The following is a 12995-nucleotide window of genomic DNA, read 5'->3' on the forward strand; positions in this document are numbered from 1 at the left end:
AACAAATCAAAAGCTTAGAATAACTAAGCTTTTGATTTGTAAAAGTTGGTTAAGTAAAACTACCTCTCAATTATCTTTGTAGAGCTTTTGGAGTTTTCGGTTGATAAAGCCAAGCATCACAAGCAAAAACGGAGGTCGCACTGGCCAATAGCATTAATACTGAGGCAATTCCGATATAAAGTGACCTTTTCATAGGTTATATACACCTCCTTTCTTATTAAATATAGGCAACAGGGTAATACTCTGATAAAAAACACCGCTAGCTGCACTAATACTTAAAGTTTTATTAGAGGAAAAACCTACAATAAGAAGCGACACCATTACAAAGGCTATCGATGAAACTTTTAGTTTTAGCTTAAAAGTCTGCGAATGGATCGGCTTTGCTTCACTATCAACTGGAGATAAGAAAGACACGATTAACATAGATACCGTTAAAAAGAATATCAAATATGCCTTGCTAAAATCATGAGCAATAAGTCTACCAGCAATAGTTCCTATAGCACAATAGGCAATAGCACCAAAAACCATACAACTGATGGGGTCCCCAAAATGAGCCCCTCCGGACACTTTGCGTAATAAGCAACCAAAGCAAGCTACCAAAACAGTAGGAACTAACACATTCAAAGCATACCCAAGCAAAACAATAATGACTGTACCTAAAATGTCCAATAAAACTGTTTCAATGGCGTATGCAATAATTTCTTTTTTTTCCTCTTCATAATCTAATTCATGGGTAATAATATAAGTTAATTTATTACTGATATTTTCCGAGAAACTCATCTATTTTCCCCCTTTTTCTGACATGGCCAAGTATAAGTGCAAATAAAAATATCAGAAGTACATGAGGTTCACCTATGAGTATTCTAATGGTAAAGTTTGTAACAATAATTTCAGGAGTAATCTTAAAAACCGGCATTAATATTGATACGCTAATATATTCAAAAACAGCCAATGTTAAAAAACTTAATAAACTGGACAAAAACGCCAAGCTTAGATCCACCTTCTCTAATGTAAGTAAAATTACAAATAATAAAATGATCAACAGAACTGTGTGAATCTCAAAAGTAATTTGCGATAGTCTTGCTAGGTAAGCAGAAAAGGCTAGTACCGTGCTAATGATAAAAATTTTTTTCCACTTAAATGATATCCTTGCAATCGCAAATGCTAACGTAGCAACAGCAATTTGCTCTGGAATCCCTTGAAGTAGAAGTGCGATAAAAGGAATATTAATATGAATCACGCTCCTTATGAGACGCAAATAAGTAACATTGATCTTGTAGACATTTAAGAATAAATTATTTTCTCATGATTCTTCATTCTTTTATTTTCATTATGACACATTTTCTTTGGCGAATTCGCGCGAAACTTGTCCATGTGTAAAATTTATTAAGAGTGTTTGTTGCAGTTTTCAATGTAATTGAAATAATTTAGCATATCTCCACCTTTAAGGATAAATTATCTGTATTTTCCAAACTTTGAGGATTATTAACAATTATATGGTAGAGCTGATCAATGTTAAGCTCATTTCTTTTTGCCAACTAAACTACGAGAGAACAGTAAGAACCTCAGATTTGACGTAACGTGAATGTATACAATGTTTTTGAAGAAACCATCTAGACGCCAGTTCCAATACTGAGTATAATATCCGTAATGAGCAAAGGCGCTCTCGAATTTACTTCGAGAGCGCCTTATTTATTCAAGCAAAGACGCTTGGGCAGAGATGTCCGAGCGTCTCTTATTATTTAGGAGGTGATTCTATGAAAATGATAAAGGTCCTTCTTGGCGCAGACATCTTTATAATCCTTTCCGGTCTGGCCTGGCTATTATTTATTCCCAACTTTTACCTAAGCGCTTTTAACAGGCCACTACCGTCAACTTTTCTAGGAATGTTTGTTCTTTTATTCGGTATCTACAAAGGATTTCAACTGCGAAGAACTTATCTGAGAATTAGAAGTCAATCTTGATCGACCTAAAGAACTCTTCTTTATATTAGTACAGGGAAAAACAACAAGAGTTAAAACAAATTAAGTTTAAAAGAAAGGGGTAAGGAGAAATGAAAAAATCAAAACTTATTAAGGTCATGCTATTAACCGTATTTTTAATTCTCATCTTCGCTACAGTTGCCTTAGCTGGCGATCCCTCAGGAGCAAACACAGGGGGAATTGCTGATATCGCCGCAGCTAAGGCCGGAGATCCAACGTTGTCGGAAGTTGCGGCTCAAGTCGGCAAAAACAAGATTGGGATAAATTTCGTCTGGACACTTCTAACCGGTTTCATGGTCTTTTTCATGCAAGCTGGTTTTGCCTTAGTTGAAGCAGGCTTTACCCGGGCGAAGAATGCCGCCCATACTATGGCTATGAACCTTATGGTTTTCTTAGTTGGGGCAATTGGTTATTATCTCGTAGGATTTGGTCTGATGTTTGGCGGTGTCGGCGCGGTCGGTGCATTGGGTGGTACAGCCCCATTGACAGGAGAATTTGCCATTAATGGTTGGGGATTGTTTGGTCACACGGCATTTTTTCTGACATCCGGTGGTTCCTATGATGTAGGAGTATTTATTCTTTTCTTATTCCAAATGGTGTTTATGGATACCGCTGTAACCATACCAACAGGAGCACAGGCCGAAAGAATCAAGTTTTCTGCAGTAGTTATTGGCAGCTTCTTCATTTCGATGTTGCTCTACCCTGTGTACGGCAACTGGGTCTGGGGCGGGGGCTGGCTTGCCCAAATTGGTTCAAAATGGGGTTTAGGACATGGTGCCGTGGATTTTGCTGGTTCAGGTGTTGTGCATAGTATCGGCGGTGGGTGTGCTTTAGCTGCTGCTTTGGTATTGGGACCACGGATCGGAAAATACGTCAACGGAAAAGCGAATGTCATTCCTGGGCACGATATCCCCATGGCAATTTTAGGTACGATTATATTATTCTTTGGCTGGTTTGGTTTTAATCCAGGAAGTACATTAGCCGGCACAGACTTGCGTATCTCGGTTGTTGCGGTTAATACCATGTTAGCTGGTGCAGTCGGCGGTTTTGTTGCCATGATGGTTATGTGGGTTAAATATAAAAAACCCGATCCCTCAATGATGTGTAATGGAACTTTAGCAGGTTTGGTAGCTATTACTGCTCCCTCAGGTTTTGTATCGGTAAATTCGGCTGTGATTATTGGAGCGATAGCCGGAGTACTGGTCGTATTTAGTGTACTCTTTATTGATCGTAAACTAAAAATAGATGATCCGGTAGGCGCAATCTCTGTTCATATGGTCAACGGCATCTGGGGGGTTATCAGTGTTGGAATCTTTGCCGATGGAACCTACGGTGATGGACTTAACGGAGTAGCTGGTGGAGTTACAGGGTTACTTTACGGAAATGTCGGACAATTCTGTGCTCAATTAGTTGATGCAGGGGTAGTTTTAGTTTGGAGTATTGGTTTATCTTATATCTTCTTTAAGATTCTCAATGCTACACTTGGTATGCGAGTAAAACCGGAAGATGAAATAGCCGGATTGGATATCCCTGAAATGGGCATGTTAGCTTATCCCGAATTCGTTTTACAATCTTCAACAGGGGAATAACTTTGGATCTGAATCTCTACAATTTTATTTAATTGATTAATCTAAGGAAGGGGATTTCGAATGAAAAAGATTGAAGCTATTATCCGACCGGGTAAGTTGGACGAGATCAAGGATGCCTTAGCAGTTGCCGGAATCTTAGGTATTACGGTAACTCATGCTCTCGGCTTTGGTCGTCAAAAAGGTCATACTCAAATTTATAGAGGTCAAGAGGTTGTATCACACTTGTTGTCTAAAATAAAAATAGAAATCGTCACTTTTGACGAGAAAGTGGACGAAGTTATTGGAATCATCGTTAAGACTGCGCGTACAGGTCAGGTCGGAGATGGAAAAATATTCGTCCAGAATGTGGATGAAGCGGTACGAATCCGTACCGGCGACAAAGGTGAAAAAGCCATCTAGCTCAAGGTAAAGGTCAGAGCGCGGCTGATTATTTACTTATTAAATAATCAGCCGCTTTATTTGGAAAATCGACTGGTTTCATAGACTAAACCCAAGAAAGGAGGAAGTATTGTGATACTCAATGCACCAGTAATCATAACTTTGGTTATCTTTTTCTTAACTTATGGGTTAATAATAAGTGAAGCAATAAACCGAACTATACTTGCTTTAGTGGGAGCTAGTTTGATTCTTGTTGCTAGTGTAATTAGCCAAGAACAAGCCATCAAAACCATAGACTTTAACACTATAGGCCTTCTCATCGGGATGATGATTATCGTCGGAATCACTCGTCGCACAGGGGTTTTTGAGTATATGGCGATAAAAGCTGCCAAGTTGGCTAAAGGTGATCCTTTATTAATTATGGTAGCCCTATCTGGTGTGACAGTAATAACTTCATCCTTACTTGATAATGTCACAACAGTTTTGCTGGTTGTCCCTGTAACTTTTTCAATTTGTAATGAATTAGAAATCGACTCCGTACCATTTTTAATAAGCCAAATTTTAGCTTCAAATATCGGAGGCACTGCTACATTAATCGGCGATCCACCAAATATTATGATCGGGAGTGCCGCAGGATTAAGCTTCATAGATTTCTTGACCAACCTTTTCGTGCCAATTTTTTCAGTATTTATAGGGACTATGTTGGTTTTGAGAGTTGTCTATCGAAAACAGTTAAGGGCGTCGGAGCTTTCCAGGTCTCGAATCATGCGCTTGCACGAGTTTGAAGCAATTAAAGATTATGGATTGTTAAAAAAGTCTTTGATTGTACTCGCTCTTACAATTCTTGGTTTTCTTCTCCACAAAGTAATTCACTTAGAGCCAGCCACGATAGCTTTGGGCGGAGCTGCATTATTAATGCTTATTACAAAAGAGGAGCCCGAAGATATTTTGCTGGTCATTGAATGGCCAACTCTTTTCTTCTTTGCTGGTTTGTTTATCATCGTTGGTGCATTAGATCATGTAGGAGTAATCGAATATGTTGCAAGGAAATCCATCGAAGCCACTTCCGGAGCAATGGTTTCTTCGACAATGTTAATTTTATGGTTGTCTGCATTAGCATCGGCCTTTATAGATAACATTCCTTTTGTGGCCACTATGATTCCACTTATACAAAAAATGGGACAAATCGGGGGTATTGAAAACCTGAAACCTTTTTGGTGGGCCTTATCTCTAGGTGCCTGCCTTGGAGGTAATGGAACACTTATTGGGGCATCCGCCAATGTCATTGTGGCTGGACTGGCTGAAAAGAATGGGGTGCTGCTAACTTATAAAGGATTTCTGAAAATTGCCTTTCCTTTAATGATTTTATCAATTATCATTTCATCCGTTTATATCTTCGCTGCATACTTGATTTAAATTATCTTTTTAGGCAACCATTTAATAACTTCACAACCGGGCACCAGATCTTCGCTGATTTGGAGTGGTAAAGTGTTTTAGTGAGCCCCTTATGTTATCCAAGGATACGGGCTCACTTTGTGCTTTTTTGCGGTTAGGAGAGATGATTATGGAATTTGATCATGAAACTAAAAAGCTGTTAATAGATGTTCTGGGGGAGGAAATGTTTAATGTTTGCCTAGAAAACCCTGAAAAAGCAATAACCTTTAGTTGGTTATTCTCCTTTTCGATTGCAAATTTTGATAAGATATATGGCATTCATTCGGAAATTTCCAACAAACTTTTGAGCGTTGAAGAAACAATCGGTGAAGATTTTTGTATCTGGAGTGCCAATAACTTTAAGGAACTAAATAAGCTAAGAGCTATTCTGAGTTCTTATATAAAAAATCATGAAATTATTAAAAAAAATCAAGAAAAACTTAAACAACTGATACAAACCATAAACTCCACCAACTATGATGCCAAAATTGTCCCGCTTATTACAGCTTTTAAAATAAATGGTGGCACAAATCTTGTAAAGCTGTTTCAGAAAGCCAAGATAAGCTATGTTCGGGATATCAAACGATTATTAACTTTAACAATCGACGAAAAGGATAAATTGGATCTCTACCGATTTATTCGATGGTTACGTGACGACAGGAAGGCAATTATACTAAATAATTTTCAAAATTTGTTTAGTAAATCACGAAATAAAGACATTGTTAGAGAACGAGCCAACGGAACGACCCTTCAAGAAATAAGTGTAATTCAACGGATTAGTCGACAAAGAGTACGCCAGATAGAGAAAAAAATGCAATCCCATTTTAATGACTATGTAGAAAGCTTCTTGCCTCACTATATTCTTTATGCTTTTAGCGAAAACAGCGGCTACATCTCAGCCGATGAAATCAATGAGGTATTTAGAGATTTATCGGATTTAGTTATTTATTGTTTGAAAGTATGTAACTGCTCTTCAGTACAATGGTGCGGCGAGGTTAAAGGCTTTATCATCGGTGACAAAAAATGGTATGAACAATTAAAAGAATTCAGGAAAGGATTACCCGAAATCCTCGATTTTGAATCGGTCGATTCATTGTTAGGTAATATCACCAATCATTGGACTCTTCCGATAACCTTTACTGATATTAAAAAAATAATCCTCAGGGATTATAAACTATCGGGAAAAGTCTACTTTAAAAAAAGAATGAGTCTTTCTGAAATGTACAATATAATTCTTGAAAAGTATTATCCGAACGGAATCGAACTTTATAACGATTCCGAAGCAATTAGTTTTCGTAATCACGTGCGAGGAATGTTTGGTGATGTATATCTTCCTAAAAACAATAGAGCAATTGATGTCCGATTGGCTGATCTGACAATTTCGTGCGATAAGGGCAAACGGATACTGCCCAGCGGCGTCAAGATTTCTTTGGAGTTGTTGAATAAAATACATGATGACATCATTAAATCAGAACAACCTGAGATTATGTTTTCAGACCTATTCGAAAGATTTAAGAAGGAACTTTTACTTTCCACTAATATATCAAACAGATATTTTCTGCAAGGTCTTCTAAGGTATACCTATTCTGATGAGTTTGTTTTTTCTCGTTATACGTTGCGGAAAAAGAATGCGGGTTAGAAATAACTCAACACAAAGTTTCTCGTTGACGTCTATTCATTATTGTCTGTTTCCATAAGGCCAATAATTTGTTCAACTGCACTCCAATCCATAACCCCGTTGCGTGCAGCCTCACTGCCTCCTTGATCTCTCACCTATTCTTGATGGCCACTTATCCCTCTTGGCAATTTCAATACTCTTTTTGCTAATAAAAGGCACTTCGCTTTAACTTAGGGAGCGAAGTGCTTTTATTATGTTATTGATCGCAGGGTGAATTCAGCCAAATCTCTTACAAGATTATCTCACCATCATACGATGAGATAATCTTGTATAAATCAGGTCGACGGTCTCGAAAAATTCCCCATTCCAGCCGCTGTGTCTCCATCTGTTCTAAGTCAAATTCAGCAACAAGAATGGTCTCTTCTGTGCGGCCGGCTTCGACAATTTTATTTCCTTGTGGACCGGCAATGAAGGAAGAACCATAAAAGGTAATGCTGGAATCATCATCTTCCTCAACCCCAACCCGATTCGATGCGATGACCGGCATCAAGTTGGCTGCAGCATGCCCTAACATACAGGCCTGCCAATGATCCTTGGAATCAATGGAGCCGTCTTGGGGCTCAGAGCCAATCGCAGTGGGATAAAACAATAATTCAGCCCCCATTAAGGCCATGCAGCGCGCGGCTTCAGGATACCATTGATCCCAACACACTCCAACTCCGATTTTGGCATAACGGGTTTTCCAAACCTTAAACCCTGTATCACCAGGGTTAAAATAGAACTTTTCTTCGTAACCTGGACCATCCGGTATATGACTTTTACGATATTTACCTAATACCTCGCCATTAGCATCGATCACAGCCAAGGAATTATAACGGGCATAGTTTCTTTTCTCATAGAAACTGATCGGCAGCACTATTTGAAGCTCTTTAGCCACTTGTTTAAAATGCTGCACCGCCTTATTTTCTTCTAACTCCGAAGCATATTGATAATACCCAGCCTTTTCTTTTTGACAGAAATAGGGGGTTTCGAACAACTCTTGCAATAGAATAACTTGAGCGCCCTTTCCTGCAGCATCACGAACTAATCGTTCTGCCTTGGAAATGTTATCCATTGGATTCTTAGAACAACTCATTTGAGTCGCTGCCACTTTAATAGTTCTCATTTGGGAGTCCTTTCTTAAAATCCTTTTATCTCAGCGGGCATCTGTTGGGTTGTACAATGCACGTTTCCACCCTCACGGATAATGCCCCGGCCATTTACTGTACGAATCCTTCGTTCTGGGAATATTTCATTTAAGACCAACACTGCTGAGCGATCCATTTCAGCCGCCTCACCGCCAAAAATCGGCAGAATGATTCCCCCGTTTACAAAGTAGAAATTGAGATAACTTAAGGTTAAACGTTCCTTTGTCACTGGATCGTATAATTTGGGAGGCTGTTTGATAGGGATGATTTCTAGAGATCTTCCCTGAGCATCCGTCTCCTGTTTAAGTAACGCTAAATTCAACTTCGTAATCTCAAAATTCTCATCGGTTGGATCGTCACATATTTGCAAAAGGATCTTACCGGGCGCAGCAAAACAGGCGATATTATCCACGTGACCATCAGTTTCGTCCCCAGCTAACCCCTTTTTCAGCCAGATCACTTTTTGGACATTGAGAAATCTCTTGAGTTCGGTTTCGATCTGCTCTCGAGTCAATTCTGGATTGCGGTTCCGATTCAGCAGGCACTCCTCGGTGGTTAGAAGTGTACCTTCTCCATCCACGTGGAGAGAGCCCCCTTCCATCACTAATGGAGCATCAAACTTTGTGACCCCGACATGCTTTAAAACTTTGCCAGCCACCTTATCGTCCAAATCCCAAGGTTTATATTTTCCGCCCCAAGCATTAAAACGCCAATTAACACCCGCTAGATCACCTGAATCACGAACTAAAAACGTTGGTCCGTTATCCCTTAACCAAGCATCATTATGCTCAATCTTCAGAAGTTCGATCCTTCCGTTTGAAAAAAGGCGAGATAGTTTTTCAGAATCCCCAGGATTCAAGATCACTGTTATCGGTTCAAATTCAGCAATCGCTTGGATAATCTCCGCATAGCCCCTGCACACTGCTTCATAGTCTTCCGGATGGCACATAGACGCTTGTACGGGCCAAGAAATAAAAGTCCGTCTGTGCTCAGACCACTCAGCAGGCATTCGATAGCCTAAATTTATAGGATACATAATTTTCCCTCTCATAGTTCATATTTCTAATGGATTCTTCTTATTCTACTTCATCATTATGAGAATTAAAAGCCGCTTTCTGGTGTATCATCCAAGCAAGTTCGAATCTATAACAATAAGGAACTGCAATAAACTTGAGAACAAGTTTTGATTACAGCCCCTTAATTTGCAACACTAATTCGGTCGCTTCTTAATTTTTATATAACTGATTAACCTCTAAAACCCTTTTTTCTACACTTTTAATGAAGTATGTTAGCTCATGCAGCAAATCAATATATTTTTCTCTGTCGATATATTCCCCATCCCGGTCAAAAATTAGTCGGACAAGTGGGCGTGTAGGAAGACTAGTTGGTACAGCTACGACTAAACCAACTTCCCCTGTATTTAAGGTTACGATGGTATTCTCAGGATAAAGATTAAGGGATTTGCGAAATGCTTCAACAACTTTAGGATTAAAATCCTTGTCTGCAGTCAAAATCATTTCAAGAGCATGATACGGTGGAAGTGCATTGCGGTATGGACGGTCAGCAGTTAGGGCATCATAAACATCTGTTACAGCAATAATTTGGGCGTCCAAGTGAATATTTGATCCACTAAGTCCATCAGGATATCCCTTGCCATCCCAGCGTTCATGGTGTTGTCTTATCGAACATAAGATACTCGGTAAAACATCTGCCTCTCGCAGCATGGCTTCACCTTCAAGGGGATGTTGCTTAATGATCTTTACTTCATGTTCATTTAATGGCCCTGGTTTGTTGAGTATTTCACGTGGAACTTTAATTTTACCAATGTCGTGGAGAATTGCCCCCATAGTCAGATACCGTAAGCGTCGCCCTTTATAACCTAATTCTCTTGCTGTTAATGTCGATAATATAGCAACATTGACAGCATGGACATAGGTAGAATAATCATGTTCTTTGAATCGACGCATATCTACCCGCAGAGAGTCAAAATTTATATATACACACTTATCTTTAATCTCATCGATAATCCGCTCTACAATCACCATTATCTGTGAAATCTGCTCTTTAGTAACTAATCTCGCTTCATGATAAATGCTCCATATTGAACCCACTAAATTATAATATAGGTCTTCAGAAAAACATTTATTATCAGAAAGAGCTGATTTCCCAAGATCTTTATCTGATTTCAAAGTATATACTTCACTTCTTGACAACCGTTCCCATATCCACTTAGTCATAAGTTGCCCTCTTGTCAATAGCAAAATACCGCTGGCATCGAACAAATCCATCTTGGTTTGTTCGCCTAGAGATATAACACATGGTGGTAGCTTTTCAAGAACCAGATTCATTGAATACCTCCTGATTCAAGTCGACTTCTTCAGGAATTCTAACTAACCTTCCGGCAACCCTCAATCACTCTGCAATCACTTTGTTCCAACCATCATCTTCAAAAGCTACTTCTATAGCTTTAAGCAAAACACCTAAGTCGAGAGGTTTACTTAAGATGTCACGCACACCAAAACGTCGTGCAGCCGTCTCTAGATCATCTTCTGCGCTGATCATAATAACTGGAATATGTCTGGCTTGATCGTCTTGCACAAGCCGAGATAATACTTGCAGCCCTGTCATCCCCGGCATGCTTTGATCTAAAAGGATGAGAGACGGTCTCTGAACAGATGTCGCAACGCTCAAACATTCTGATCCGCTGGCCACCGCTTTAACGTTATAGCCTGATTCTTCTAGAGCCCTTTGGATAAAAAGTCTGACCGCAAAATGGTCATCAACAACAAGAATGTATTGCGACAATTTCCTCTCTCCTTTTTGCATAATATTCCATATATCGCATTATTAGACTACTTTAATTATTTATATGTACATTACTTACACATTGTATAACTATATGTCTATGTTTTCAATAGAATTACACACATACAGTCGGTAAGATGTTTTATGTGACTATCTTAAAATTGGAAGAGGAGGTGATAGAGTGTCTAACATCCAAGAGGTTGTTGGGAGAAATATTCGGCTATTCCGTCAGACTAAGGGGCTAACACAGGAAAGGCTGGCTGAACTTGTTAATGTTAGTAGTTCATATATTGGTTATCTGGAACGTGGACTCAGAGCTCCTTCGTTAGACTTATTAGCAAGAATAGGTGCCACCTTAGATGTTGAACCAACAGTATTACTCAATACTTCTTCGGAGGATACCGACCCCATACTAAAGAAGCTCAATGCTCTTCTAGTAGGAAAAGATCCAATCCCGATTCATTTCCTTTATGAAGTTGCCGTTGCCTATTTCGCTTCAATTAAGTAAGGGAATAAATTTGACAACTTTATGGGGTAAAATTCCTACAATTTACAAATTCACCTTCAATTCTAAATAAAGATAAAATAGGAATAAGCAATTCAGTTCCTCCAGGATACAAACCTACGGCCGTCCATGGCCGGCGCCGCCTAGCTGCGCTTATGCTGTAGAAAGTATTCAACGAAGTTATACTTCCAGACAGTATAAAGAAAACTTGGCTGGTGCCAAGCCTTGCGCAGGCGGCCGCCTTAGTTGCCCTTATGCTTCAGAAAGTATACAACGAAGTTATACTTTCTGATTAGTACGAAAAGGGGCTTTGCATTCAGATGCAAAGCCCCTGGGTTCAGATAAAATATTTTTTTACTGAGCATTTACTGCTTACACCTTTATTTAGAGACGGAAATGGAAATTTTTCAGAAACACTTTATGATGCAATTTGTAGGTCCTATTCTGTCTCAGCCATTGGATACGAACCTAAAAATTTGTAAAAATTTGTTTTTCGCTGCACCATCGTTAGAGCATCACGGACGTCTGGGGCAGTGTAATGACCATCAATATCAATAAAAAAAATGTAACGTCCAAGCTGCCCTCGAGAGGGTCTAGATTCAATCTTTGTCATATTAATATCCCAAAGGTTAAAAATGTCTAAGATGCACGCTAGACTACCCGGCTTATGTTCTGTCGAGAAAACAATCGAAGTTTTATTATGAGCGGCAGAAGTGTGTGTCGTGTCTTTCCCTACGACCACAAACCGTGTGAAATTGTTGTCTTTATCCTGAATATCATGGAGAGCTACCTCCAGCCCGAAAACTTCCGAAGCTTCCAACGGCCCAATAGCACCTGCAGTCCTTCCTTTTTTTTGAGCTTGATCAGCTCCTTCTGCGTTACTGCTGGTCAGATACAATTTTGCTTGAGGCAGGTGGGTTTCTAGAAAGAGGCGGCATTGTCCGGCGGATTGCGGATGAGTATAAACCTCAGTAAGTTCCTTCCAACTTGCCCCCGGTGAAATCATTAGAGTTTGGGATATGCGCAGAATAAGCTCATCGAGGATCATCAGGTCGACTTCCCAAGCCAATACATCCAAAACAATATTGACCGATCCCTCTAAAGAATTTTCAAAAGGAATAACCGCTAAATCCAAGTCTCCACGCTGTACAGCTATTAGAGTTTCACGAATACTTGGCAATCCGACTAAGTCTGCCTCCTGCTTATCACGAATATAACGTTGTGCAGCCTGCTGAGTGAAGGTTCCTTCTGGTCCGAGATAGCCAATCTTAAGCATAACATCCCCCTGTTCTAAATCGTCTGATTATCTTGGATCTTGTGCGATGGCTCTTTTTAGGTATTTCTACTATTATATCATTGTTAGAACCTTCCTGTTGGAGAATCTGAAGTTTATGGCTAAGGAACCCGATGTAAAGAGTATTTTAGTTTCCAATATTATTGAAACTTTTTGCCTTGCCTTCTTTACTTTAACCGCGTACACTAATCTAGAAACATTTA

General features: G+C 39.4%; 13 protein-coding genes. 5 read left to right on the forward strand and 8 right to left on the reverse strand.

The window, feature by feature from the left end; all coding sequences use genetic code 11:
• Positions 1 to 70: 70 nt before the first annotated feature.
• The 3 genes from VZF35_RS07980 to VZF35_RS07990 are packed head-to-tail and all read right to left on the reverse strand — an operon-like array spanning position 71 to position 1240.
• Positions 71 to 193 carry a cyclic lactone autoinducer peptide gene (locus VZF35_RS07980; RefSeq protein WP_407312584.1) on the reverse strand — a complete coding sequence of 41 codons (123 nt, stop codon included), beginning with the start codon at positions 191 to 193 and terminating at the stop codon, positions 71 to 73.
• Positions 190 to 780 (reverse strand): accessory gene regulator ArgB-like protein, encoded by a 591-nt coding sequence (locus tag VZF35_RS07985; RefSeq protein ID WP_407312586.1) that lies wholly within the window; start codon positions 778 to 780, stop codon positions 190 to 192. Before VZF35_RS07985 ends, VZF35_RS07980 begins: the two co-directional genes overlap by 4 nt.
• Entirely contained in the window at positions 755 to 1240 is a 486-nt protein-coding gene (locus VZF35_RS07990) for a hypothetical protein (protein ID WP_407312588.1), read from the reverse strand. Before VZF35_RS07990 ends, VZF35_RS07985 begins: the two co-directional genes overlap by 26 nt.
• Positions 1241 to 2053: 813 nt before the next feature.
• Here VZF35_RS07990 and VZF35_RS07995 point away from each other — a divergent pair.
• The 4 genes from VZF35_RS07995 (at position 2054) to VZF35_RS08010 (ending at position 7022) form a co-directional block, all read left to right on the forward strand.
• Positions 2054 to 3571, forward strand: coding sequence for an ammonium transporter (locus VZF35_RS07995; protein ID WP_407312590.1), 1518 nt, complete (start codon positions 2054 to 2056; stop codon positions 3569 to 3571).
• 60 nt (positions 3572 to 3631) lie between these two features.
• Positions 3632 to 3970 (forward strand): P-II family nitrogen regulator, encoded by a 339-nt coding sequence (locus tag VZF35_RS08000; RefSeq protein WP_407312592.1) that lies wholly within the window; start codon positions 3632 to 3634, stop codon positions 3968 to 3970.
• A gap of 111 nt (positions 3971 to 4081) precedes the next feature.
• Complete coding sequence (locus tag VZF35_RS08005) at positions 4082 to 5365, forward strand: SLC13 family permease (RefSeq protein WP_407312594.1); 1284 nt, start codon at positions 4082 to 4084, stop codon at positions 5363 to 5365.
• Between the two features lie 148 nt (positions 5366 to 5513).
• Positions 5514 to 7022 carry a hypothetical protein gene (locus VZF35_RS08010; RefSeq protein ID WP_407312596.1) on the forward strand — a complete coding sequence of 503 codons (1509 nt, stop codon included), beginning with the start codon at positions 5514 to 5516 and terminating at the stop codon, positions 7020 to 7022.
• Between the two features lie 268 nt (positions 7023 to 7290).
• Here VZF35_RS08010 and aguB read toward each other — a convergent pair whose 3' ends face one another.
• From aguB to VZF35_RS08030, 4 genes are all read right to left on the reverse strand, one after another.
• Complete coding sequence (gene aguB / locus VZF35_RS08015) at positions 7291 to 8166, reverse strand: N-carbamoylputrescine amidase (protein ID WP_407312598.1); 876 nt, start codon at positions 8164 to 8166, stop codon at positions 7291 to 7293.
• Between the two features lie 14 nt (positions 8167 to 8180).
• Positions 8181 to 9224, reverse strand: coding sequence for an agmatine deiminase family protein (locus tag VZF35_RS08020; RefSeq protein WP_407314530.1), 1044 nt, complete (start codon positions 9222 to 9224; stop codon positions 8181 to 8183).
• 190 nt (positions 9225 to 9414) lie between these two features.
• Entirely contained in the window at positions 9415 to 10536 is a 1122-nt protein-coding gene (locus VZF35_RS08025) for an HD-GYP domain-containing protein (RefSeq protein WP_407312600.1), read from the reverse strand.
• 64 nt (positions 10537 to 10600) lie between these two features.
• Entirely contained in the window at positions 10601 to 10993 is a 393-nt protein-coding gene (locus VZF35_RS08030; protein ID WP_407312602.1) for a PleD family two-component system response regulator, read from the reverse strand.
• Positions 10994 to 11174: 181 nt separating this feature from the next.
• Between VZF35_RS08030 and VZF35_RS08035 the strand changes: the two genes are divergently transcribed.
• Complete coding sequence (locus VZF35_RS08035) at positions 11175 to 11501, forward strand: helix-turn-helix domain-containing protein (RefSeq protein ID WP_407312604.1); 327 nt, start codon at positions 11175 to 11177, stop codon at positions 11499 to 11501.
• A 436-nt stretch (positions 11502 to 11937) separates the two neighbouring features.
• On the opposite strand, the gene pheA is transcribed toward VZF35_RS08035, so the two are convergent.
• Entirely contained in the window at positions 11938 to 12774 is an 837-nt protein-coding gene (pheA, locus tag VZF35_RS08040; protein WP_407312606.1) for a prephenate dehydratase, read from the reverse strand.
• Between the last annotated feature and the right edge of the window lie 221 nt (positions 12775 to 12995).

Source organism: Desulfosporosinus paludis (genome assembly GCF_045689965.1).
In the GTDB taxonomy this organism is placed as follows: Bacteria; Bacillota; Desulfitobacteriia; order Desulfitobacteriales; family Desulfitobacteriaceae; genus Desulfosporosinus; species Desulfosporosinus paludis.